Annotated in this window: 18 protein-coding genes, 1 tRNA gene and 2 pseudogenes; 12 read left to right on the top strand and 9 right to left on the bottom strand. The window is 67.6% G+C overall.

Annotation, left to right across the window (positions count from 1 at the left end; translation table 11 throughout):
* From ACFYZL_RS36945 to ACFYZL_RS36925, 5 genes are all read right to left on the bottom strand, one after another.
* Nucleotides 1–294: leucine zipper domain-containing protein (locus tag ACFYZL_RS36945; protein WP_388685249.1), on the bottom strand; the 294-nt coding region annotated here is incomplete at its 3' end.
* A 124-nt stretch (nucleotides 295–418) separates the two neighbouring features.
* Nucleotides 419–1,267 carry an MBL fold metallo-hydrolase gene (locus ACFYZL_RS36940; protein WP_388685246.1) on the bottom strand — a complete coding sequence of 283 codons (849 nt, stop codon included), beginning with the start codon at nucleotides 1,265–1,267 and terminating at the stop codon, nucleotides 419–421.
* Nucleotides 1,264–2,220 carry an NUDIX hydrolase gene (locus tag ACFYZL_RS36935; RefSeq protein ID WP_388685244.1) on the bottom strand — a complete coding sequence of 319 codons (957 nt, stop codon included), beginning with the start codon at nucleotides 2,218–2,220 and terminating at the stop codon, nucleotides 1,264–1,266. Before ACFYZL_RS36935 ends, ACFYZL_RS36940 begins: the two co-directional genes overlap by 4 nt.
* 241 nt (nucleotides 2,221–2,461) lie before the next feature.
* The gene (locus tag ACFYZL_RS36930) at nucleotides 2,462–2,932 is read right to left on the bottom strand and encodes a RidA family protein (protein WP_384749768.1); all 471 of its coding nucleotides are present in this window, start codon (nucleotides 2,930–2,932) and stop codon (nucleotides 2,462–2,464) included.
* Nucleotides 2,929–3,090, bottom strand: a complete 162-nt coding sequence (locus ACFYZL_RS36925) for a DUF4177 domain-containing protein (protein WP_007264966.1) — start codon at nucleotides 3,088–3,090, stop codon at nucleotides 2,929–2,931. Before ACFYZL_RS36925 ends, ACFYZL_RS36930 begins: the two co-directional genes overlap by 4 nt.
* 53 nt (nucleotides 3,091–3,143) lie before the next feature.
* Here ACFYZL_RS36925 and ACFYZL_RS36920 point away from each other — a divergent pair, with 53 nt between their 5' ends.
* Nucleotides 3,144–4,127 carry an ArsA family ATPase gene (locus ACFYZL_RS36920; RefSeq protein ID WP_384749770.1) on the top strand — a complete coding sequence of 328 codons (984 nt, stop codon included), beginning with the start codon at nucleotides 3,144–3,146 and terminating at the stop codon, nucleotides 4,125–4,127.
* Entirely contained in the window at nucleotides 4,124–5,413 is a 1,290-nt protein-coding gene (locus tag ACFYZL_RS36915) for an ArsA family ATPase (protein WP_388685241.1), read from the top strand. The genes ACFYZL_RS36920 and ACFYZL_RS36915 overlap by 4 nt, the downstream gene beginning before the upstream one ends.
* 29 nt (nucleotides 5,414–5,442) lie before the next feature.
* Here the strand turns inward: ACFYZL_RS36915 and ACFYZL_RS36910 are convergent, their stop codons facing one another.
* The gene (locus tag ACFYZL_RS36910) at nucleotides 5,443–5,793 is read right to left on the bottom strand and encodes a WhiB family transcriptional regulator (protein WP_030648100.1); all 351 of its coding nucleotides are present in this window, start codon (nucleotides 5,791–5,793) and stop codon (nucleotides 5,443–5,445) included.
* Between the two features lie 397 nt (nucleotides 5,794–6,190).
* On the opposite strand from ACFYZL_RS36910, the gene ACFYZL_RS36905 reads away from it, so the two are divergent.
* Nucleotides 6,191–8,467 (top strand): transglycosylase domain-containing protein, encoded by a 2,277-nt coding sequence (locus tag ACFYZL_RS36905; RefSeq protein WP_384749776.1) that lies wholly within the window; start codon nucleotides 6,191–6,193, stop codon nucleotides 8,465–8,467.
* An 83-nt stretch (nucleotides 8,468–8,550) separates the two neighbouring features.
* Here ACFYZL_RS36905 and ACFYZL_RS36900 read toward each other — a convergent pair whose 3' ends face one another.
* On the bottom strand, nucleotides 8,551–9,012 hold the full coding sequence (locus ACFYZL_RS36900) for a GatB/YqeY domain-containing protein (RefSeq protein WP_384596514.1): 462 nt from the start codon (nucleotides 9,010–9,012) through the stop codon (nucleotides 8,551–8,553).
* A gap of 67 nt (nucleotides 9,013–9,079) precedes the next feature.
* Between ACFYZL_RS36900 and ACFYZL_RS36895 the strand changes: the two genes are divergently transcribed.
* The 3 genes from ACFYZL_RS36895 to ACFYZL_RS36885 all read left to right on the top strand — a co-directional run bounded on the left by ACFYZL_RS36895 (nucleotide 9,080) and on the right by ACFYZL_RS36885 (nucleotide 10,872).
* Nucleotides 9,080–10,018: a metallophosphoesterase gene (locus tag ACFYZL_RS36895; RefSeq protein ID WP_384759244.1), complete on the top strand. Its 939-nt coding sequence runs from the start codon at nucleotides 9,080–9,082 to the stop codon at nucleotides 10,016–10,018.
* A gap of 33 nt (nucleotides 10,019–10,051) precedes the next feature.
* The gene (locus tag ACFYZL_RS36890; protein ID WP_388685237.1) at nucleotides 10,052–10,759 is read left to right on the top strand and encodes a Pr6Pr family membrane protein; all 708 of its coding nucleotides are present in this window, start codon (nucleotides 10,052–10,054) and stop codon (nucleotides 10,757–10,759) included.
* Between the two features lie 39 nt (nucleotides 10,760–10,798).
* A tRNA-Pro gene (locus ACFYZL_RS36885) sits at nucleotides 10,799–10,872 on the top strand.
* Nucleotides 10,873–10,994: 122 nt separating this feature from the next.
* Here the strand turns inward: ACFYZL_RS36885 and ACFYZL_RS36880 are convergent.
* Nucleotides 10,995–11,978: a hypothetical protein gene (locus ACFYZL_RS36880; protein ID WP_388685234.1), complete on the bottom strand. Its 984-nt coding sequence runs from the start codon at nucleotides 11,976–11,978 to the stop codon at nucleotides 10,995–10,997.
* Between the two features lie 368 nt (nucleotides 11,979–12,346).
* Between ACFYZL_RS36880 and ACFYZL_RS36875 the strand changes: the two are divergent.
* From ACFYZL_RS36875 to ACFYZL_RS36850, 6 genes and pseudogenes are all read left to right on the top strand, one after another.
* A pseudogene (locus tag ACFYZL_RS36875) lies at nucleotides 12,347–12,698 on the top strand (mobilization protein); the annotation flags it as partial.
* Nucleotides 12,699–13,435: 737 nt separating this feature from the next.
* Nucleotides 13,436–15,232 carry a hypothetical protein gene (locus ACFYZL_RS36870; protein WP_388685231.1) on the top strand — a complete coding sequence of 599 codons (1,797 nt, stop codon included), beginning with the start codon at nucleotides 13,436–13,438 and terminating at the stop codon, nucleotides 15,230–15,232.
* Complete coding sequence (locus ACFYZL_RS36865) at nucleotides 15,232–17,382, top strand: DEAD/DEAH box helicase family protein (protein WP_388685229.1); 2,151 nt, start codon at nucleotides 15,232–15,234, stop codon at nucleotides 17,380–17,382. Before ACFYZL_RS36870 ends, ACFYZL_RS36865 begins: the two co-directional genes overlap by 1 nt.
* Before the next feature lie 58 nt (nucleotides 17,383–17,440).
* Entirely contained in the window at nucleotides 17,441–17,626 is a 186-nt protein-coding gene (locus ACFYZL_RS36860) for a hypothetical protein (protein WP_388685227.1), read from the top strand.
* Nucleotides 17,623–19,701 (top strand): AAA family ATPase, encoded by a 2,079-nt coding sequence (locus ACFYZL_RS36855; RefSeq protein ID WP_388685224.1) that lies wholly within the window; start codon nucleotides 17,623–17,625, stop codon nucleotides 19,699–19,701. Before ACFYZL_RS36860 ends, ACFYZL_RS36855 begins: the two co-directional genes overlap by 4 nt.
* Complete coding sequence (locus ACFYZL_RS36850) at nucleotides 19,701–20,174, top strand: DNA phosphorothioation-associated protein 4 (RefSeq protein ID WP_388685222.1); 474 nt, start codon at nucleotides 19,701–19,703, stop codon at nucleotides 20,172–20,174. Before ACFYZL_RS36855 ends, ACFYZL_RS36850 begins: the two co-directional genes overlap by 1 nt.
* Nucleotides 20,175–21,674: 1,500 nt before the next feature.
* Here ACFYZL_RS36850 and ACFYZL_RS36845 read toward each other — a convergent pair.
* A pseudogene (locus tag ACFYZL_RS36845) lies at nucleotides 21,675–22,504 on the bottom strand (transposase).
* Nucleotides 22,505–22,736 lie beyond the last annotated feature (232 nt).

Raw genomic sequence — 22,736 nt, 5'->3', positions numbered from 1 at the left:
CACATCCAGCAGTCCGGAGATGCGGGCCGGTCCCCAGCGGCGTGCGAGGCGGACCTTGATGACCCGCCGCTCGGTCCGGGTCGGCGTCCGCCGGGCGCTGTGGTGCGGCCGTGAGGACCGGTCTGTCATGCCGGCCTCGCCCAGGCTCCGGTAGCGGGCCGCCCACCGCTGGGCCGTGGTCGGTGAGACCTGGAAACGCTCAGCCGCCCGCCGGAGCGGCCAGCCGTCGTCGACCACGCAGCGGGCCAGGCGCAAACGTCCGGTCTCGGTCAGAGGTGCATTACGGTGGGGCACGAGGGCCTTTCTGGTCGCCGGTGCAGATGTCGCAATCCACACCAGGCCAGAGGGCCCTCACCCATTTCAAGATCTCTTAGCCGAGACCTGCATCACTCGTCCACAACCTCCCGGGACAGAACACCTAGAGCTCCGGGCCGCCGGGGATCAGGCCGTGCTCCTGGAGGTACTCCAGCTGCGCCCGGACCGACCATTCCGCCGCCGGCCACAGGGAGCGGTCCACGTCCGCGTACACGTGGCGGACCACGGCCTCTGGGGTGACGAAGCCGTTCTCCACGGCGGTCTCGACCTGCGCGAGCCGGTGCGCCCGGTGGGCCAGGTAGAACTCCACGGCGCCCTGCGCGTCCTCCAGCACCGGCCCGTGGCCCGGCAGGACGGTGTGCACGCCGTCGTCGACGGTGAGCGAGCGCAGCCGGCGCAGGGAGTCCAGGTAGTCACCCAGACGGCCGTCGGGATGGGCGACGACGGTCGTGCCGCGGCCGAGGACCGTGTCGCCGGTCAGCACCGCCCGGTCGGCCGGGAGGTGGAAGCAGAGCGAGTCGCTGGTGTGCCCGGGGGTCGGGACCACGCGCAGCTCCAGCCCGCCGGTGCGGATCACGTCCCCGGCCCCGAGGCCCTCGTCGCCGAGGCGCAGCGCCGGGTCCAGTGCGCGGACCTTGGTGCCGGTGAGCTCGGCGAAGCGGCCGGCGCCCTCGGCGTGGTCGGGGTGGCCGTGCGTGAGCAGGGTGAGGGCGATCCGCTTGCCCGCCTGCTCGGCGGCGGCGATGACGGCACGCAGGTGCCTGTCGTCCAGCGGACCCGGGTCGATGACGACGGCCAGGTCGGAGTCGGGCTCGGAGAGCAGCCAGGTGTTGGTGCCGTCCAGGGTCATCGCGGAGGCGTTGGGGGCCAGGACGTTCACGGCACGGGCGGTCGCGGGCCCGGAGGAGACCACTCCGCGGGGCTGTCCGGGCAGCGCGCCGGCGGCGGTCATCCGGCGCTCCCGGGACGGTCGGCCGGGCTGGCGGCCGGGCGGTCGGCCGGGCTGTCGGCGGGGCCGAGGCCGACGCGCTTGGTGAACTCGTCGTGGCCCGGCCAGCTCAGGACCAGCTCGCCGCCCTCCATCGACGCACGGGCCAGCACCGGGGCGAGGTCCTTGCCGCCCGCCGCCGCGAGGGCGTCCGCGGCGCTCCCGTACGGCTCCAGGGAGCGCAGGGTGGAGATGGTGGGCGGCATCATCAGCAGCTCGCCCTTGTCGTATCCGGCGGCCGCGTCGGCCGGGCGGATCCAGACGGTCCGGTCGGCCTCGGTGGAGGCGTTGCGGGTGCGCTGGCCCTCCGGGAGGGCGGCGACGAAGAACCACGTGTCATAGCGGCGCTGCTCGAACTCCGGGGTGATCCAGCGCGCCCACGCCCCGAGCAGGTCGGAGCGGAGCCGCAGGCCGCGGCGGTCGAGGAACTCGGCGAAGGACAGCTCCCGCGCCACGAGGGCCTCACGGTCGGCCTCCCAGTCGTCGCCGGTGGTGTCCCCGACGACGGTGTCCTCGCTCACCCCGGCGAGCAGGACGCCGGCCTCCTCGAAGGTCTCCCGTACGGCTCCGCAGACGATGGCCTGGGCGGTACGGGTGTCCGTGCCGAGCCGCTCGGCCCATGCGGCCCGGCTGGGCCCGGCCCAGCCGACCTGGTGCTCCTCGTCGCGGGGGTCGACCCCGCCGCCGGGATAGGCGTACGCGCCTCCGGCGAAGGCCATGGAAGCCCGTCGGCGCAGCATGTGCACGGTCGGGCCGGCGGGGGTGTCGCGCAGCAGCATGACGGTGGCGGCGCGCTTCGGTTCCACCGGGACGAGGGAACCGGCCGCGAGCGCGCGGATGCGGTCGGGCCACTCAGGGGGGTACCACTGGCCTCCGGCGGGGGGCGGGGTGGGCTGCGCCTGCTGCTGATTCGGCATGGCGGGATGCTACGACCATCCGGCCCGATGTTCGAGGGCCTACCGCCGCGCGGGGCCCCGGGGGCTCCGCCCCGGACCCGGCTCCTCAAGCGCCGGAGGGGCTGGGTTTCGCCCGGCCGGAGCTGGAAGATCCAGCCCCGCCGGCGTTTGAGGCGCGGGGGCGGAGCCCCCGGAACGGCGGCGAGCCCGGGCGCACACCGCGGGGGCGTACGACCGGGCTCGGGAACCTCCCCGGAGGGGGTCAGGCTCCGGCGACCAGTTCGACCTGGATCTCGACCTCGACCGGCGCGTCCAGCGGCAGGACCGCCACACCGACGGCGCTGCGGGCGTGCACGCCCTTGTCGCCGAGGACGGCGCCCAGCAGCTCGCTCGCGCCGTTCAGCACGCCCGGCTGGGCGGTGAAGTCGGGGGCCGAGGCGACGAAGCCGACGACCTTCACGACGCGCGCGATCTTGTCGAGGTCACCGATGACCGACTTGACGGCGGCCAGGGCGTTCAGCGCGCACGTGGCCGCGAGCTCCTTGGCCTGCTCCGCCGAGACCTCGGCGCCGACCTTGCCGGTGATCGGCATGCTGCCCTTGACCATCGGGAGCTGGCCCGCGGTGAAGACGTACGCGCCCGACCGCACGGCCGGCTGGTACGCGGCCAGCGGCGGGACGACCTCGGGAAGGGTCAGGCCGAGCTCGGCCAGCCTCGCTTCGACGGCGCTCATGCCTTCTCCCGCTTGAGGTAGGCCACGAGCTGCTCGGGGTTGTTCGGCCCGGGCACGACCTGGACGAGCTCCCAGCCGTCCTCGCCCCAGGTGTCCAGGATCTGCTTGGTGGCGTGGACCAGCAGCGGGACCGTCGCGTATTCGAACTTCTTGGTCATGGGAGCGAGGGTAGTGCCTGCGGTCCGGGGCGAAGGAATTAGGCTCGGACGCTGTGAGCAGGCTCCAGGTGGTCAGCGGCAAGGGCGGCACCGGCAAGACCACGGTCGCCGCGGCACTCGCGCTCGCCCTCGCACGCGAGGGCAAGCGGACTCTTCTCGTGGAGGTCGAGGGCAGGCAGGGCATCGCACAGCTCTTCGGTACGGAGGCGCTCCCCTACGAGGAGCGCAAGATCGCGGTGGCGCCCGGTGGCAGCGGCGAGGTCTTCGCCCTCGCCATCGACGCCGAACGCGCACTGCTGGACTACCTCCAGATGTTCTACAAGCTCGGCTCGGCCGGGCGCGCGCTCAAGAAGCTCGGCGCCATCGACTTCGCCACGACCATCGCCCCGGGACTGCGCGACGTGCTGCTGACGGGCAAGGCCTGCGAGGCGGTGCGGCGCAAGGACCGGGCCGGCCGGTTCGTCTACGACCACGTGGTCATGGACGCGCCGCCGACCGGGCGGATCACCCGCTTCCTGAACGTCAACGACGAGGTGGCGGGCCTGGCCCGGTTCGGGCCGATCCACAACCAGGCGCAGGCCGTCATGAAGGTGCTCAAGTCCCCCGAGACGGCCGTCCACCTGGTCACCCTGCTGGAGGAGATGCCCGTCCAGGAGACCGCGGACGGGATCGAGGAACTGCGCGCGGCCGGGCTGCCCGTCGGGCGCGTCGTCGTGAACATGGTGCGCCCGCACCATCTGGACGAGGACACCCTGCGCTCCGCCGCCGAGGACCACCGCGCCGGGCTCGCCCGGGCGCTGTCCCGCGCGGGGCTCGGCGGCGCGCGCCGCGGCGGGCTCGCCGAGCGGCTGGTGGAACCGCTGCTCACGCAGGCCGCCGAACACGCGAGCCGGGTGGAGCTGGAGCGCGAGCAGCGCGTCGTACTGGGGAACCTGGGCATGCCGACGTACGAACTCCCGCTGCTCGGCGCGGGGATGGACCTGGCGGGGCTGTACGAGCTGGCCAAGGAACTGCGCAAGCAGTCGGTGGGCGAATGAGCGAGGGGGTGGACACCGTGGGGCTGGACTCTCCGCCGCGGCTGGCGGTCGACGGACTGCTCGACGACCCGGGGACGCGGATCATCGTGTGCTGCGGCGCGGGCGGGGTCGGCAAGACCACGACGGCCGCGGCGCTCGGCGTACGGGCGGCCGAGCGCGGGCGGAAGGCGGTCGTGCTGACCATCGACCCGGCGCGGCGGCTCGCGCAGTCGATGGGGATCGACTCGCTGGACAACACCCCGCGCGAGGTCGGCGGCGTGGGCGCCGACGGCGGCGGACTGCACGCCATGATGCTGGACATGAAGCGGACCTTCGACGAGATCGTCGAGGCGCACGCGGACGGCGAGCGGGCCCGGGCCATCCTCGCCAACCCCTTCTACCAGTCCCTGTCGGCCGGCTTCGCGGGCACGCAGGAGTACATGGCGATGGAGAAGCTGGGGCAGCTGCGGGCCCGGGACGACTGGGACCTGATCATCGTGGACACCCCGCCGAGCCGGTCGGCGCTGGACTTCCTCGACGCGCCGAAGCGCCTCGGGTCCTTCCTGGACGGGAAGTTCATCCGGGTGCTGATGGCTCCGGCGAAGGTGGGCGGCCGGGCGGGGATGAAGTTCCTCAACGTCGGCATGTCGATCATGACGGGCACCCTCAGCAAGCTGATGGGCGCCTCGCTGCTGAAGGACGTACAGACCTTCGTGGCCGCGATGGACACGATGTTCGGCGGCTTCCGGACCCGCGCGGACGCGACCTTCCGGCTGCTCCAGGCTCCCGGTACGGCCTTCCTCGTGGTCGCCGCGCCCGAACCGGACGCCCTGCGCGAGGCCGCGTACTTCGTGGAGCGGCTGGCCGCGGAGAAGATGCCGCTGGCCGGTCTCGTACTGAACCGGGTGCACGGCAGTGGCGCCGACCGGCTGTCCGCGGAACGGGCGTTGGCCGCCGCGGAGAATCTTGAAGACGGCGGCATTGTCGATCAGGAGTCCGGGAAAGCTGGACTTCGTGACCCGGCCGACGACGACTCCCCCGAAACCGACAACGACGATCCGGGCAACGTGACCCACCCGTCCGACAGTTCGGCCGTCGTGGACGGCATCACCGCGGGACTGCTGCGCCTGCACGCGGAGAGGATGCAGGTGATCGCGCGTGAGCAGCGCACACGCGATCGCTTCACCTCACTGCACCCCGAAGTGGCGGTGGCCGAAGTGGCCGCCCTGCCCGGCGATGTGCACGACCTCGCCGGGCTGCGGGCCATCGGAGAGCGACTCGCGGCCGGGGTTCCGGCCGGAGCGTAGGCGTTCGTACGACGTGGTGGCCGTGTGGTCTACCCGGCTGCCGCGTACGTCTCGTACGGAACGTCGATCTCCGCGTCTGCATCCATGGTGAGGATGCCCGTGCTGCGCTCGTACTCCGTGCGGGCGGTTTCGAGCAGCCGTCGCCACGAGGTGACGGTGGGACGCCGGCGCAACAGCGCACGTCGTTCCCGCTCGGTCATTCCGCCCCACACGCCGAATTCGACGCGATTGTCGAGCGCATCGGCCAGGCACTCGGTCCGCACCGGACATCCGGTGCACACCGCCTTGGCCCTGTTCTGTGCCGCTCCTTGAACGAACAGTTCATCCGGATCGGTAGTGCGGCAGGCTGCCTGCGCACTCCAGTCGGTAACCCAGCCCATCCCGGCGCCGTCCTCTCCCGAATCGAGGCTCCCCCACGGCGGTAGCGGCATATTCACCGCTGCCAGTTGAGGACGTTACGGAAGGCGAGCACAGTGCAACACCCCCGACGGGCCCAATCTTGAATGGTCCGAACGGACTATGGGTAAGCGGCAGATCACCCGACGGAGTGATCCGGCGACATGCCCGACCATTCCGGCGATTCGGATGAAATCGGCGGGGCATCACGAGGGCGCCGTCACGGCGGGGAGTGAGATTCGGACATGAGTCCACCCCATTCGGGAAGGGTGAAAATCAAGCCGAGGGGTTGATGTCCCGCCGGACTGCTGTGACAGTTGGGGTCAGCTTAGGCCAAGGCATTCGCGTGTGTCCGGCGAATCAGAACGTAGGCTGCCCTCCATGGGAAAGAAGCGCTCGGGCGGCGGGCTCACGGGGAGCCAGCAGGCCGCCAAGTTCCTCGGTGTGTCCGTTCTCTCCGGAGTGGTGCTGGCCGGCATGGCGATTCCGGCAGCGGGTGCCCTGGGGCTCGCGGCCAAGGGCACGGTCGAGGGATTCGATGAGATCCCGGCCAATCTCAAGACTCCGCCGCTGAGCCAGCGGACCACGATTCTGGACGCCGAAGGTGGCTTGATCGCCACCGTCTATTCGCGCGACCGGCAGGTCGTCCCGCTCACGGCGATCTCCCCGTACATGCAGAAGGCGATCGTCGCCATCGAGGACTCGCGTTTCTACGAGCACGGTGCGGTCGACCTCAAGGGCATCCTGCGCGCGGTCAACCGCAACGCGCAGGAGGGCGGCGCGGCGCAGGGCGCCTCGACGCTCACCCAGCAGTACGTGAAGAACGTCTTCGTCGAAGAGGCCGGTGACGACGAGACCAAGGTGCGCGAGGCCCAGGAGAAGAGCCTCGGGCGCAAGATCCGCGAGCTGAAGTACGCGATCCAGGTCGAGGAGGAGCTCGGGAAGAAGAAGATCCTCGAGAACTACCTCAACATCACGTTCTTCGGCCAGCAGGCCTACGGCATCGAGTCCGCGGCCCAGCGCTACTTCAGCAAGCCGGCCAAGGACCTGACCCTGGAGGAGTCCGCGCTGCTGGCGGGCGTCGTCCAGTCGCCGAGCCGGTTCGACCCGGTCAACGACGTGACCGAGGCGACCAAGCGCCGCAACCTCGTCCTCCAGCGGATGGCCGACATCAAGGACATCTCCCAGACGGAGGCGGACGCGGCGAAGGCCAAGCCGGTCGTGCTGAAGGTGACCAAGCCGAAGAACGGCTGCATCACCGCGGTCAAGGGCGCCGGGTTCTTCTGCGACTACGTACGGAACTCCTTCCTCGACGACGCCGCCTTCGGCAAGACCCGCGAGGAGCGCGCGAAGGTCTGGAACCAGGGCGGCCTGACGGTCCGTACGACCCTGGACCCGCAGTCGCAGGACTCGGTCAACGAGTCCATCAAGGACCACGTGGACCAGGACGACAAGGTCGCGACGGCCGTCACCCTCGTCCAGCCCGGCACCGGGCGGGTCCTCGCCATGGGGCAGTCCAAGCCGTACGGCTTCGCCAAGAACGAGACCCAGATCAACTTCTCGGTGGACAAGAAGATGGGCGGCTCGAACTTCGGCTTCCCGACCGGTTCCACCTTCAAGGCCATCGTCGCCGCGTCCGCCATAGAGCGTGGGCTGCCGCCGACGAAGACGTACCAGTCCCCGTACGAGATGGACTACCCGAGCCCGGTGCAGACCTGCGGCGACAAGCCCTGGCTCAACCTCGAACGGCCCAAGGCGCACGTGGAGAACGAGAGCGAGTCCGAGGTCGGCCCGTACGGGATGAAGGAGGCGATGGCCAAGTCGGTCAACACCTACTTCGTGGAGATGATCTCCGAGATCGGCGTGTGCCCCGTCACCGAGATGGCCACCAAGATCGGCGTGATCCCGGCCAACGGCGCCAAGCTCCCCGAGGTCCCGTCCATCGCGCTCGGCACCGAGGGCATGTCCCCGCTGACCATGGCCAACGCGTACGCCACCTTCGCCAACCGGGGCGTGTACTGCACCCCGGTCGCCATCGAGTCGATCACCGACGCGCACGGCAAGGCGCTGACGGTCCCGAAGTCCAAGTGCGACCGCGCGATGAGCGAGAAGACCGCCGACACCATCAACTCGCTGCTGCTCGGCGTGGTCGACTCCGGCACCGGCCAGCAGGCGGGTCTGACCGACCGGCAGAGCGCGGGCAAGACCGGTACCACCGACAACCGCTACAACGCCTGGTTCGTCGGCTACACCCCGAACATGTCCGGCGCGACCTGGGTCGGCTCCGGCGGCACCAAGCAGGTGTCGATGGAGAACATCACCATCGGCGGCCAGTACTACGACAAGGTCTTCGGCGGTGGCCTGCCCGGCCCGATCTGGAAGCAGGCGGTCTCGGGCGCGCTCTCCGGACGCGAGGCCCAGAGCTTCGTCTCGGTCAACATCCCCGACGCTTCGAGCCCCGTCGCCGGCGGCAGCAAGCCCGGCACGGGCAAGCCGAACCGGCCCGGCAAGCCCGGCCGCGGCGACAACAAGCCCGGCGACGGACAGCCCGGCGGGGCGACGGCCGCCGGAGCCGACGGCGGCGCGGGCGGCCCCGGCGGCAACGACCCGCTCGGCGGGATCACGCTCCCGCCGGGCGTCATCGGCGGCCGCGACTAGGCGGCGCGCGGCAGCACGGAAAGGGGGAGGGCCCCCGCCGGATCCGGAGTCGGATGCGGCGGGGGCCCTCCCTCTTCGTACTGCTAGGACAGGTGCTTCTTCACGGCGGCGGCGACACGTCCGCCCTCCGCGAGACCCGCGACCTTCGGGTTCACGATCTTCATGACGGCGCCCATGGCGCGCGGCCCCTCGGCGCCCGCGGCCTTGGCCTCCTCGACGGCCTGCGCCACGATCGCGTCGAGCTCGTCGTCACCGAGCTGCTTGGGCAGGTAGGTGTCGAGGAACTCGCCCTCCGCGGTCTCGCGCGCGGCCTGCTCGGCCCGGCCGCCCTGCGCGAAGGCCTCCGCGGCCTCGCGGCGCTTCTTCGCCTCCTTGGCGATCACCTTGAGGACTTCCTCGTCGGAGAGCACACGGGCTTCCTTGCCCGCGACCTCCTGGTTGGTGATGGCGGAGAGGGTCAGCCGCAGGGTGGACGAGTGCAGCTCGTTCCGCTCCCTGATGGCGGTCGTGAGGTCTTCCTGGAGCTTGGCCTTGAGCGTGGTCATGCAATGAGTCTGCCAGGTACGGGGGCGGTGGCGCCCACCCGTTTTCCGCGTCTGCGACGATGGCCCCATGCGTGCGCGTTACGGAGTACCCCTGAAGGCGGCTGCCGGAATCGCTGCGGTCGGGGCCGCGGGTGTGGCCTATGCCGCCGGTTTCGAGGCGCGGTCCTTCCGCCTGCGCCGGGTGACGGTCCCGGTCCTCCCGCAGGGGATGCGCCCACTGCGCATACTGCAGGTCTCGGACATCCACATGGTCCGCGGGCAGCGCAAGAAGCGCGCCTGGTTGCAGTCGCTGGCCGGGCTGCGCCCCGACTTCGTCGTGAACACCGGCGACAACCTCTCCGACACCGAGGGCATCCCCGAGGTGCTCGACGCCCTCGGTCCGCTGATGTCCTTCCCCGGCGTGTACGTCTTCGGGTCGAACGACTACTACGGGCCCCGGCTGCGCAACCCCGGGCGCTACCTGATCGAGAAGGCCCAGGGCCGGCACGGGCTGAACGGCAACAAGCCGGTCGTCGGCGCCGTCCACAACCCGTGGGAGGAGATGCGGGACGCCTTCGACGCGGCCGGGTGGATGAACCTCACCAACACCCGGGCGCGGCTGAAGCTGGACGGCATGGAGCTGGCCTTCACCGGCCTGGACGACCCGCACATCAAGCGCGACCGGTACGAGCGGGTCGCGGGCGGCCCGGAAACCGACGCCGACTTCTCGGTCGCCGTGGTGCACGCCCCCTACCTGCGCGTCCTCGAGGCCTTCACGGCGGACCGCTACCCGCTGATCCTCGCCGGCCACACGCACGGCGGGCAGCTGTGCATCCCCTTCTACGGGGCCCTCGTCACCAACTGCGATCTGGACACCAAGCGGGTGAAGGGCCTGTCCACCTACGACGCGGCCGGGCAGCGCTCGTACCTGCACGTCTCGGCGGGCTGCGGCACCAACCGGTTCACCCCGGTGCGCTTCGCGTGCCCGCCGGAGGCGACACTCCTGACGCTCACCCCCAAGGCGTAAGGGTTCCGCACCGTCCCCCGGTACGTTGATGCGATGACCTCACCGACGTACGTCGTCCAGGCGGTCTTCCGCGCCCTGATCGCCGGCGCGGCCGTGGTGGGGGTCGCCATCGAGCTCACCCACGGCAGCGCCCCCGTCGTCCTGAGCTTCTTCACCGTCTGGACGAACATCGCGGTCGCGGTCGTCTTCTCGCTCTCCGCCGCCCGCGCCTGGCAGCACCGCCCGGACGTCGCCCCCCTCTACCGGGGTGGCGTGCTGCTCTTCATCCTGATCACCGGGCTGGTCTTCCACCTGGTCCTCGCCAACGCGTCGAGCCCCTTCAACGTGCTGGCGCAGCTGAACGAGCTGACCGGCGCGAAGGCCGTCGCCAACCAGCTCCTGCACACGGTCACCCCCATCGGCGCGGTCCTGGACTTCCTCGTCCTGACCGCCCCGGGCACCCTGCGCCCGCGACACGCCCTCCAGTGGTTGGCGTACCCGCTCGCGTACGTGACCTTCGCGCTGGTCCGCGGCGCCCTGCTGGCCCCCGGAGCGAAGGCCCGGTACACGTACCCCTTCATCGACGTGGCCCAGTACGGCTACGCCCGCGTGGCCCTGAACGCGCTGGTCCTGGGCATCTTCTTCTACGCCCTCGGCCTCGCCCTGGTCGCGGCGGACCGCCACCGCCCGGCGTCCCCGCTCGCCCCGTGCCCGGCCGATGAAAACCGGATTTCGTCTCAGGCCGCGGGTCCGCTAAAGTAATCGATGTCGCCAGGACAGCACACGCTGCAAGGCGGCGATCGGGGTGTAGCGCAGCTTGGCAGCGCGCTTCGTTCGGGACGAAGAGGTCGTGGGTTCAAATCCCGCCACCCCGACTTCGTAAGACCAGGTCAGGGGCCTGATCCACTCGGTGGATCAGGCCCCTGACTGGCGTTTGCACCTGTCTTGGGAGCCAACGGGGAGCCGACCTCCGGATCCGGATCCCACGGGGAGCCGGTCAGGCAGCGGCGCCGTCTTCCGGGGCAGTCGTGCGCGCACTCCGGTCGTCGAGGACGATCAACGCGGGGCCGTTCTCCTTCTCGGCCAGATGCGTCACGCGGTCGACCGCGAGAGCCGTCCTGCGGTAGACGGCTGCGGCGAGCGCCCACGTGGCCAGGTCCTGGCCTCCATCACCAGGCGACGTTGCGCCGCCCTCGTGTTCCCGGGTCACCTTCCACATCGTGGTGAGCACGGCGAGCAGAGACCTTCCCGAGAGGGATGCCTCGACCCGGCCGCCATCCGCGTCGTCGATCCGCTCGGGGAGCCGGAAGTGGGTGTGCCCGCTGGTGTGCTCCGCGATGAAGTCCCACGTCTCCCGGTGACAGATCAGCATCGCGGAGGCTATCGCAGCAGCCGACAGGAGGCACCGCAGGTGGGCGCGCTGGTCCTCCTGGTCAGCCTGAGCGGGCTCCTGGACCGGCTCCGCGACAGGGGTCAGGTGCGGCACGGTTTCCGGCTTTGCCGCCGTGTTCCCATGACCGTGGGCATTGCGGACTTCTTCCAGCACGCGGGGTTCCTTTCCGTCGGATCGTTCGGTCAGCTCGGCCGGCTCTCCGAGTACCTCGGGCTCGGCTGGGTCCGGTCCAGCGGGCGGCTGCACAACGGACCCGGTGGTGGCCGGGGCGCCGGCAACCAAGGGGCTCGCCGCCTCGGGCGACACCAGCGGTACCGCCTGGATGCTCTCTTCCAGGCGTCGGCTCAGGGCCTCCAGACCGCTCCGCGCCTCCGCCAGGTCGGTGAGCATCCGTTCCTGCCGCCGCCTGAGCTCGCGGTTCTCCTCGCGCAGGCCCAACGTGCCTTGCGCCACTGCTTCGAGGACCTTCTGGCGTGTCTGGTCCACCGTCACGTAGAGCGCACTCAGGCCCGTAGCAGGGTCCTCAAGTGTGCGCCGAATGACGTCGAGTTGACTGAGTGCCTTGTCCGTCTCGGCCCTCCGCCGCATGCAACCCCCTCTTCACTGTCGGTGATGACTCGCTCATCTCTCCCCGACGCAGCGTCAGCTAATGCGATGATTTCCAGCCGAATCATGATTCCGCTTGTGCGAGGCTGACGAGGCCGGTACCACCGAGACCATGCACCGTTGGTCACCGCTCAACGATCGCCAGCTTGCCCTCCTGACCCGGATCGGGGAGGGCGTCGAACCTGTCACGTCGGAGACCCCCGAACTCGCCCTCACAGCCCGAGCCCTGAAGGAACGGGGCCACATCGCCATGCCCTAGGAGGGCGAGAGATGGCAGGCAGAGATCACCGAGGTCGGGTGCTTCTACCTCCAGCACGGCCATCACCCCGACCGGCCTGACCCCACACCACCTCGGTGACGCGGCCGCCTCGTTCGAGCGGGCCTCCCGCTCCCACGTCCGGGCCGCCCGCGGACACGACCGCGCCCTCCGCCAAGCCGCCCGTGACCTCGTCCACGGCGGACCGGCCCTCGGCCGCGGGGAGGACGGGGCGAGCACAGCGATGCTGATCGACATGGTGTTCTTCCTCGTCACCGCTGCCGCGGCCTGGCACGGAAAGAAAGAGCACGCGCAGCAGGCCGCTGCTGCCCTCCAGGCCGCCGGACACCTGCGCGCCGCCTACCAAGGCCGCAGCCGGCCACCCCATGGCCGTCCTCCACCAGCGAGGCCGCCTCCTGCCCCCCGCACTCCAGCGGCGGCACGCCACCTCCGCGGTGGTCCGGCCGCCGTCGGGCGTGGTCGTTATGTCGCAGTAGCCGCGCGCTTCTACTAAGCAGCGGCCCCTCCAACAAGGGGGAACTCGCTCGAGAGCTCCTCCCGTAGCCCCGCTCCTCGGCCTCCAGGAGCGCAAACCAGTGGCTCGCGCCCAGCCCAGCCGCTCGTCGGCTCCGTTCTCGTCGCGAAGGAACCGGGCGGGCCCCGCCCAGCGGATGGAACCCGGTCATGGCCAGGCACGGCGCGTACCTGACATCGTGCAGTGTGGCGGTGGCGACGAGCAGTCCGGCGTCCTTGCCGAGGGCCTGTCCGATCTCGGTCGCACGTTCCGCCACTCCCTGTGTATGCACCCACCGGCTTGGGAGCGCGGGACTGAGTTCGGTTGCCGCCAGTCTCGTTGCCCATTCTTCGACTAGATCACCCATGCCGCGCTCCCTGCCCGGGGTGTGCCCCGCGCAGGGAGCGGGCGTAAGGCTGTAGGACTGCGGCCGCCGTTCCGCGTCTGCTGCAGTTCAGGGAACAATGGATCAGTTCAAGTCGTCGCCCGTACGGTTGGAAGCATCAGCGCTATCGCTGGTGTACCAGGAGGGAGGGAGAGGCACAGGGGTGCGCTGAACGAACAACCCGATGACGCCTTTAACGCGCGGTGGCCGGCAACCCGATCGCCGCTTGGATGAGGCGCTGCTCCCAGCACGCTGACCATCGTCCACCCCTACCTCTGAAGGCCATGAACGCATTCGACCGTTGGTACAAGGGGCTCAGCAGCTTCAACCGGGACCTCGTCCTGCAGCACTTCTGCGCAGAGGCTCCGGTTCCGCTGGGCGAACTTGCTTCTCAGCATGCCCTTCTTCGGGAGACTGCGCGGCAGTGCCGGAACTTCCTCATGGACGAGTTCAACCGCAGTGTCGAGGGGGATTCGATACTCCGTGCCTGGATAGAGCAGGCGGAGCTTGCCCTGCGGAAACCTTGCCTCGTCAGTTCGTTTCTGGACCGCCACGCCTGGCTTGGCGAGAACATTGGGGACAGGCTCACCGTCCTCCGCCTGTTCACCGGCATGCGCTGGCTGGACGCAACCACCTCCCCGACTGGACAGTGGATCTTCATGGACAGCCTGGAAGAGTGTGGCGCCGCCACGGTGAGAGCCCTTGATCTTGATGTCGACGAGGTGATGAGCCTGTCGACAGCCGCCGCTCTTCTCGACGCACGCCAGGTGCCTGTCCCCAGCGATCTCGACACCCTGCGTCAGTGGCTGATCCACTGCGGTCTTGGCTGTGAGGGCAACCAGATCTCGTCGACTCGCTCCAAGCCCCAGCCGACTGAGACCGCTGTCGTCTTTAGTGGGCTATTCGAGCTGGTCGAGCGGCTGTCCGTCCTCCTAGTAGATAAAAGCGGCGAGAGCATTATTACTCTCGGTGACCTCCTCGGTGAGGCGGAGACGGCGGACGGCGAGCTTGGAGTTGTATCGCGCATGCTCCGCGACGCCACCTTCACGGCGGGTGAAGGCTGGGTTGTGCCGGATCGCTCCACCGATTCGGAGCGGCGGCGGGCAGTGCGAGGCGAAGAAACCTCCGCCGAACACAATGCTAGGGAGGGTAATAGTCCTTCGAGTGCGACCGAAGAAGTCAAAAGCAAGGAAGCAGAGAGTGACGGGTTCATTCCCCTTACAGGCAGGCTGGCGGATGCCAGCGGAGCGGGTCTGGAGGCGTCGCCCGGAGACCTCATCGCGCAGCTCCTCGAAGGCTGCGCTGAGGGCATGAGCACCTCGCTCATCGAGGGTGCACTGGACGGAGTCGTGCCACAGGGAGAAGTGACAGAGGCGCTGTTCACGGATGCACGCTTCGCGATCACGGCCAGGGGGGCCTGGCGCCTCCAGGACGGTTCCGACATGACTGCACCCTCCGCTGCAGCCATCCGGCCCCAGGGGCTTTCCTCCCGAGAAGAAGAAGCGTCCGCTTCGACAACCGGCTCTGCCGGCGGCGTCGGCTCGCACGGCGGGCTTCAGCGTGAGCGTGAGCGCGAGCGCCTCAACAAGGTGGAGGCCGCCTTGCGCGAGGCGGAGACCCCGCTGACTGCCGAGGAGCTGAAGGAGCGCACGGGCGTCACCATCGGGATCCAGTATCTCCGGCAGCAGATCGAAGGGGATGCCCGCTTCAGCCGAAGCCAGCGGAACCAGTGGGCGCTGACCGAGTGGCACCTCCCGGTGTACAAGCCGATCAAAGAACTGATCTCTGACATGGTTGATGCGCACGGCGGCCAGGTTGAGGCAGACAAGGTCGTGGCGATTCTCCGCCGAGACTTCGAGATCAAGGAGTCCAGCCTGCGGGCCGCCATGTCCATTGCGCCATTCACCGCACGCGGGGGGATCGTTCGCCGTATAGGTGAAGACCTGGACACTGGCTCCGAGGAAACAGCTGTCCCCGCAGCCCGCACCTCTGAGACCGAATCGTCGGCCGGGCAGCAGCCCCGCCCCGTCGACGAGGCCCCCGACGTGGACGACCTCATGGACCACCTGGGGTTGATTTGATGACCGCTTCCCCTTTCCTCCGCGCCTGCGGTGCGGAGTCCGACTACCGCAGCGACCGCAACAACCTTGTCGAGGACTTCTACCTGCCTGCCCTTGCCGCATCCACCGCCTACGACCGGGCCGTGGGCTACTTCGCTGCGTCCGTGATCGCCACGCTTGGGCAGGGAATCGACGAGTTCACCACGCGCGGCGGCACGATGCGAATCATCGCCTCCCCCTACCTTGAGCCTGCCGACATCAAGGACATTGAGGACGGCTACGAGCTGCGCGAAGTCCTCCAGCGTGCTGCCCTCCGGGACCTAGAGCAGGCGGTCGAGGACGCGCGGGCAGCCCGCGGTCTCGGCAAGCTCGGACAACTGGTCGCCGAGAACCGAGTCGATTTCAAGCTGGCCTATGTCGAAGAGCGTGGCCGCGTCGGCATGTACCACGAGAAGATCGGTGTCTTTCGGGACGGCCGAGACGTCATCGCCTTCAAGGGCAGCGCCAACGAGACCCGCTCCGGTCTCGTCGGTAACTTCGAGGCCATCGAGGTCTACCGGAGCTGGGATCCGAGCGATACACGCCGGGCCGCCCGCATTTGCAAGGACTTCGATGACCTCTGGGAGAACCGCACGCAGATGCTGCGCGTCATCCCATTCACCGAGGCCGCCCAGGTGATCGTCGAGCGCAGCGCCCGGGCCACCGCCGACCAGTACGACCTGGACGACCTCCCGACCGGCGGAACCCCCATCCGCACCACGCCGCTGCCTTCTCCTGGCATGCTTGCGATCCCGCCCAGCCTGAAGGTTCGCGACTACCAGAAGGAAGCTGTCCAGAACTGGTTCCGCAACCAGTGCCGAGGCATCCTCCGCATGGCCACAGGCACAGGCAAGACCCTGACCGCACTTTCCGCTGCCTCCCAGCTCGGCACGCTCCTTCGGAAGAACGATGCGTCCGCCGCACTCCTCACCGTCGTCGTGGCCCCGTACCAGCATTTGGTCGACCAATGGGCCAAGGACATCGAGTGGTTCGGCGTGACACCGTTGCGAGCCTACGAGGCGACCAGCAAATGGTCCCCGCGTGCTCACAGCCTGCTCCAGAACATCGCCCTCGGCGGTACTCGAGGCGGCGTCATCGTCACCACCAACGCCACCTTCGGCGGCGACGCCTTCCAGAACCTGCTCAGCTCCTACTGGGGGCACCTCCTCCTCATCGCGGACGAGGCCCACAACCTCGGCGCCGCGCACTTGCGTACCCGTCTTCCGGAGAAGGCCCAGTACCGCCTCGGTCTCTCCGCCACCCCGGAACGCTGGTTCGATGAGGAGGGCACCGACGCCCTCACCGACTACTTCGACCGAGTTGTCTTCGAGATGGGAATCGGCGAAGCCATCCGCCGCGGCGCCCTGTGCCGCTACACGTACACGCCCATCCTCGTGGAGCTGGACGACGAAGAAGCGGAGCTGTACGCAGAGACCAGCGCGAAGATCGCCCGTCTGATCGCGGCCGGCTCAGACCTGAAGGAGACCGCCGACCGGGACAGCCCGCTCGGCCGACTTCTGAAGAAGCGCGCCGACATCATCGGCCACGCCCGCGGCAAGCTAGAGATCCTCCACGCGGAGATCGAGAGGCGCCGGGACACCAGCCACCAGCTGATCTACTGCGCCGAGGGCAAGCACCCCCTCCTCTACGAATACGGCACCGACGGCCCGCGCCAGATTGACCAGGTCATGGAAATGGTCGGTAACGAGCTGCACATGCCGGCTGCCCGCTACACCTCGGAGACGAAGCGCTCGGCCCGCCTGGACATCCTGCGCCGCTTCGAGAACAACGAACTCCAGGTCATTTCCTCCATGCGCTGCCTGGACGAAGGCGTGGACGTCCCGGCCTCCCGGACCGCCTACCTCCTGTCCAGTTCCTCCAACCCCCGCCAGTTCATCCAGCGCCGCGGCCGCGTTCTGCGCAAGGCGCCCGGCAAGGAGCGCGCGGACATCATCGACTTCGTCGTCGTGCCACCTGCGGGCGGGGACGCGATTCAGTACGAGACCGAACGCAGCCTGCTCCGTCGCGAGCTGGCTCGCGTCGAGGAGTTCGCCTACCTCGCTGACAACGAGGGGGACACCCTCAATGTCCTTCGCCCCGTGCGCGAGCGCTACGGCCTCTTCGACACCTGAGCCCCCACCAAGTGCCCCCATTCCTTCCGCACCCGCTACCTCGAACCAGGAGTAACCCGTGAGCGACGAAACAGCCGGCCAGCCTCCCGCACGAACGGTGCGCGACGTCCTGAACGAGCTGCCGCGGGAAGCCAGAATCCTCGTCCAGAAGATCATCGACCTGGAGACTGAGAACATCCACATCAGGGAGACGACCAAGGTCGTCCCGAAGATCGTCGACACCGTGAGGGAGCTGACCAAGTGAAGCTGCTCAAGCTGACGCTGAAGAACTTTCGAGCCTTCTACGGTGAGCAGGTTCTCGACCTGTCTGTGGAGGAGGGCAAGCCCGCCGTCCTTATTTTCGGTAACAACGGTGCCGGCAAGACCACCCTGCTCAACGCGTTCGCCTGGGCCCTCTACGGCACCTTCTCGGAAGACGTGGAACAGCAGCATCGCGTCATTCACGACAAAGCATGGGCGGACACGGCGTTCGGGGAGGACATCACGGCCTCGGTTCGGTTGGACTTCGAGCACGACGGGACCCGGTTCTCCGTGGTCCGGCACGTCACCGTTATCAAGGAGAAGGCGGACCAGGAGCCCGTCGAGCCTGAGCTGACGGTCACGGAGATCGGGACGGACGGCGAAGCTCAGAGCATCCTCAACGGCCAGGACCGGATCGAGAAGATCCTGCCTAAGGGCCTCCGTCAGTTCTTCTTCTTCAACGGTGAGCGCATGGAGAAGATGTTCTCCGGTGACGTGAAGCGGGAAGGCGAAGGAAAGAACCAGGAGGTCCGGAAGGCCATCAAGACCCTTCTGGACTTGGAGGCCATCGAGCGTGCTCTGGAGGATCTGCCGAAGGTCTCCCGAAAGCTCGCCAGCGAGATCGACTCCAAGGAGGACAGCAGGCTGAAGCAGCTGTCCGACCATATGGGCCACCTCGCCACCCGTGAGAAGGAGGAGGAGGCAGACATGCTGCGCCTCTCCGGCGAGATCAGCGCCTTCCAGAAGGAAGTCCAGTCCATTGACCGCGCCCTGCTCCAGAACAGGGAGGCGGAGCCACTCCAGAAGAAGCGGGACTCGCTGACCCGCCAGATCAAGGCCTCGCATGACCGGTACATGGAGTACAAGAGCCGCAAGCGCGAGCTGCTGTCGCGGCACGGCTTCCTGGCTCTGACCAGCGGGATCGACACCAAGGTGATTGAGCTCGCGGACGCGATGCGAGAGCGCCGCCAACTGCCCGCAGGTATCCAGCGCAGCTTCATCGAGGACATTCTTGAAGCCCAGCTGTGCATGTGCGGCCGTGAGGTCCGCGAGGGGACTCAGGAGTACGAGGAGCTGGACAAGCGCAAGTACAACGCCGGTCTCGAGGACGTCCAGGAGAGCTGGATGCGGGTCAGCGGCAAGATGAAGAACCTGGAGGAGAGGCGCCAGGAGATCCTGGAGCAGCTCACCCTCAACGCTTCCGACATTCAGAAGGCAGACGCCGAGATCAGCGAGCTGGAAGCGGAACGCTCCGATGTTGATCGGCAGCTGGAGGGGGTGAACATCCAGGACGTCCAGCGCCTCATCGAGCGACGGAAGAACTACGCCTCCAAGGAGACCGATGCCCGCGTTGCGCACAAGGAGGCTGAGAACAAGGTCTCGTCGATCAAGCAGGAGGCAGAGGCTACAGGGCGTCAGTACCGGACTGCTGAGGTCAAGAGCGAGAAGGCCCGCAAGGTTCAGAAGCAAGTCGAGCTTGTAGAGAAGGTGCGTGCCGCGCTGAGGGAGATCCTCGAGATCAAGACCGAGGAGGTCCGCGACCAGCTCGACAAGAAAGTCAAGGAGGTCTTCTCCCGGATCTTCATCAAGAGCTACGTACCCGAGCTGAACGACGACTTCGAACTGGAGCTGCACACCGCGAGCGGAGTGGCCATCCGCTCCACTGGTGAGAACCAGATCCTCGGCCTCAGCTTCGTCGGCGCGGTCTCCGAGGTTGCCAGGAATATCAGTGCCCGAAAGAAGAATAGGGGGGAGGCGACTATCGAGACCGGCAGCGGGGGTGTTTACCCGGTCGTCATGGATGCTCCCTTCGGTAGTCTCGACCTGACCTATCAGGAAGAGATCTCCAAGGCCCTGCCGGCGCTGACATCCCAGATCGTCACCCTGCTCTCGCAGTCGCAGGCGCGGGGCAAGGTTCTGGAGAACCTCCAGCAAGCCGCCAATCAGATGTACGTACTGCGCTCTTACACGCCGAACCAGTCGGCGGGCGAAGAGACGATCGTGATCAATAATCGTGAGGTTCCATACGTGTCACATGGCGACTTCGAGCACACGGTTCTGGAGAAGGTGACCGCCTGATGGCCTACATGGATCGATTCCGCCGTCCCCAAGAGCATGAGGACCTGCTCGGTAAGCTCGCCGACAGAAAGACTGGGACGTTTGCGACTATGGTCGAGGCGATGATGTTCGCCGCGCTGCTTGGCCACCGCCGAGGCGAGCGCAAGCCGTTCGACCAGGCTGACGAGCCGATCCGCCTCGCGCTCATGGAGAGCCGGGATTACGGGGAGGTGCTCCTCGACATGCTCGGAGCTGTCGAATGTCCCGACGACCCGAAAATCCTCAGTGCGGATCGCCAGCCCGAGCGGGTCCTCATCTTCGAGGAGTACGCGAACGCCGGCCTGTCTCACCTGCAGACTCTAATAAACCGCCAGTCCGACCAGGACCTCGACACGATCATCTCGAACCTCGTCCTCGAAGGACTTAGAACGCCACTGGAAGTAGAGAAGGACGACGTTAGCGACATCCTCGCCAGCGCTGATCTGGACTGGTGAAGCCCGCTACCTCAGGGCAGGGGTGATAGCCGGTAGCCGTATGGCTATCACCCCTACCCACTTCTGTGGGGCGTAGTAGCTCGTCAAGTGTTCGTGGGGGCAGGATGCCTCCGATAGCGGCGTGAAACAGCTGGCTGTTGAACCAGTCGGCCCAATCTGCGGTGGCCGCGGCCTCGATACCCAGGTTCGCGGCGGCCGCCCTTCATAACGGCCGCCCGGTGGGGTGTCCGTGAATAATCTCCGCGACCATGCGTACCGCGCACTCGCGAAGCTCAGCAGGATCAGCGGACGGGCGGGCCATGACTTGATCCGCTCAGGGAATCGCGCCTCCGCCTAGCACCGGAGCGGTCATGCCCTTAATTCACTGATGCCGTGAGGGGCAACGTCTCGGAAGTTGCGTGACTCCTGACAAGACGCTGACCCCGGATTGGTCAGCCCTCGTCACCTGCGCCTCACACGACTTGGCAGCGTGCCCCTACTATTGCAGTACAGCTGCCTGCTACCGGAAGGCCGTGATCAGTGCAGCCAGGGCAGTCACCAGGGTGGCAACTGCCGTGATTGCGGCTGGAGTTACGCGCCCCCTTGGGGGGCCCTCGCCAGTCTGACCACCCGACGGGCTCTGACCCTCATCCCCCAGGCACGCCGAGGTGCAGCAGTGATCGTCGCCAAGCGGATTGTGCACGTTGCTTCCTCTCTTTGGGCTCATGTGGTGCCACACAGCAGGTGACAGCGGAGCCCAACTACGCCCTTGCCCTCGGCTGTAGCGAGCCGAGGGAAGAGGCGACCATGACGGGGCAACTCTGACACCATCCGAGTCACCTACCACTTTGGAATGAGACGTTGTGCATACATCCATACGTAGCTGTGTGTGACAGTCTTTGATTTACAAATTCACCCCCCGATCCACCGTTACGTCATGCGTGACCATGATCGCGCAGCAGTCACCCATTCACAGCGCACTTCACAAACGGCGCGACTTGACCCCCAGGGGTCAGTCGAGGAAATCCGGAAGGAAAGATTCCCTCGACTCCTAACCGAGAATTGCTGGTCCACAGGGTGGCGATAACAGAAAGTGAAGTGACACCTTGCATGGGTTACTTCGTTCGAGTGTCCGGGCGATGCCCGCGAATACCGCCCCAAGCCCCGGAACTCTTTGTTCCGCTTTCATTCGCAATGATGCCTGGGTGTGCCGCATTGCAAAGTAAACCTTCGCGATACTCCGATACGACATATATCGTTACAGAGAGTATCGGCTGAAAATCATCGAGGTTGTTGGAGTCGTATTAATTTCTCGGCGAGAAGGGTCAGGAATCTGATAGTGAGCAGCCGGATACTGTTGATTGCCGCGTGAGACAACCTTTAGAGTTCTAACCTTGATCTTCCGTGACGGTCCGTCGGTTTCTCCGACGGGTCGTTTCGGCTGTTCGGGCTGATGGTGGCCCCGACTGTCGCGCCAGGTGGGCGCCGGGTTCCACCGTTCCGGTCGGATGATGCTGCTCGTCAGGGACGGGAACGTGCGGTCAGCCAGGCCGGGAAGGCTTCGAGCCGTTCCAGGGCGGTGGTGATCACGTCGGTCCAGGGCCAGTGGCGTGCGAAGTGCCGGTGGCGGGCGGTGGTGACCAGCTGGGCGGCGAAAAGAGGCGGAGCCTCAGGCGGCGGGCCTCCTGCCTGCGGGTCTCGGCGGTGAGGGCGAGCATGGGCATCCATACGAGGAGGTCGAGGGCGATCTGGACGATCTCCAGCCAGACCTGGTTCTGTGCGGTGTCGTGGAGGGCAGGTTTCGCACGCCGGTGGCACGGGCGACCCTGATGCGGTCTTCGGCGCGTGCTCGCTGGCGGTGTCACAGCTCCAGTGCCGCGATGGGCAGGCCGGTGGTGTTGGTGGCGAAGGCGGTCAGATGTGGTCGGCGGCGGTGTTGCTGCCCGGCCTGAGCAGGCCGGCCAGGTTCCCCGCTGCCACCACTTCCGTGGTCGACGAACCCATCAGGGGATGGTGTCCGAAGGTCTGTCCCACGGCGTCCGGGGCCGCCTTCTTGGAGCCTGGGGACCGTCGGGTCGGAGCCCACCGGCCCGAACACGCCGGGTTCACCCGCAACATCCCGACATCCGCCACGCGCTCCCTACCCAGCGTGACCGTCATGGCCACGTCCAGCAGGATCTTGCACCGGCCGCAGACATCGGCACGGCATCAGAGCCGCCGATGTCGCCTTGTCCAGCCCGGCCTTGCGGAACCGTCTCGACCAGCAGCGCGGGCCCTGGCCTGGAGCACCACGGGCCCGGGCTGCCGCCCTCAGCGTGGACGCGGGGATAGGACCCGATACGCCTATTCACCTGGGAAGTGCCTCCGGTGGTGGCAGGAACGAGGACCTCGACAATCCTCACTCCTGCTGGTCTCGGGCACTTTTCGGTTCCGCGACCACCCGTCGGACAGCCCACTTAATGAAACCGTGAGGTTAACGGTTGCAGCCTCAGCACTGTTTGTTCATTCGAGAAGATGTAGCAGAAGGACAGGCGAGGGGAGTCCCGCTTCAGCCTCGCTCGGCTGACATTTCACGTCTTTTGG

Source organism: Streptomyces sp. NPDC001717 (genome assembly GCF_042892775.1).
In the GTDB taxonomy this organism is placed as follows: domain Bacteria; phylum Actinomycetota; class Actinomycetes; order Streptomycetales; family Streptomycetaceae; genus Streptomyces.
This window is presented reverse-complemented; position numbering and strand designations above follow the sequence as displayed.

Coding starts and splice junctions, on each gene's coding strand:
- ACFYZL_RS36940 (WP_388685246.1), bottom strand. CDS start 1,267: ATGACCGCCGCCGGCGCGCTGCCCGGACAGCCCCGCGGAGTGGTCTCC.
- ACFYZL_RS36865 (WP_388685229.1), top strand. CDS start 15,232: ATGACCGCTTCCCCTTTCCTCCGCGCCTGCGGTGCGGAGTCCGACTAC.
- ACFYZL_RS36910 (WP_030648100.1), bottom strand. CDS start 5,793: ATGGGCTGGGTTACCGACTGGAGTGCGCAGGCAGCCTGCCGCACTACC.
- ACFYZL_RS36935 (WP_388685244.1), bottom strand. CDS start 2,220: ATGCCGAATCAGCAGCAGGCGCAGCCCACCCCGCCCCCCGCCGGAGGC.
- ACFYZL_RS36915 (WP_388685241.1), top strand. CDS start 4,124: ATGAGCGAGGGGGTGGACACCGTGGGGCTGGACTCTCCGCCGCGGCTG.
- ACFYZL_RS36930 (WP_384749768.1), bottom strand. CDS start 2,932: ATGAGCGCCGTCGAAGCGAGGCTGGCCGAGCTCGGCCTGACCCTTCCC.
- ACFYZL_RS36905 (WP_384749776.1), top strand. CDS start 6,191: ATGGGAAAGAAGCGCTCGGGCGGCGGGCTCACGGGGAGCCAGCAGGCC.
- ACFYZL_RS36890 (WP_388685237.1), top strand. CDS start 10,052: ATGACCTCACCGACGTACGTCGTCCAGGCGGTCTTCCGCGCCCTGATC.
- ACFYZL_RS36870 (WP_388685231.1), top strand. CDS start 13,436: ATGAACGCATTCGACCGTTGGTACAAGGGGCTCAGCAGCTTCAACCGG.
- ACFYZL_RS36900 (WP_384596514.1), bottom strand. CDS start 9,012: ATGACCACGCTCAAGGCCAAGCTCCAGGAAGACCTCACGACCGCCATC.
- ACFYZL_RS36895 (WP_384759244.1), top strand. CDS start 9,080: ATGCGTGCGCGTTACGGAGTACCCCTGAAGGCGGCTGCCGGAATCGCT.
- ACFYZL_RS36850 (WP_388685222.1), top strand. CDS start 19,701: ATGGCCTACATGGATCGATTCCGCCGTCCCCAAGAGCATGAGGACCTG.
- ACFYZL_RS36880 (WP_388685234.1), bottom strand. CDS start 11,978: ATGCGGCGGAGGGCCGAGACGGACAAGGCACTCAGTCAACTCGACGTC.
- ACFYZL_RS36925 (WP_007264966.1), bottom strand. CDS start 3,090: ATGACCAAGAAGTTCGAATACGCGACGGTCCCGCTGCTGGTCCACGCC.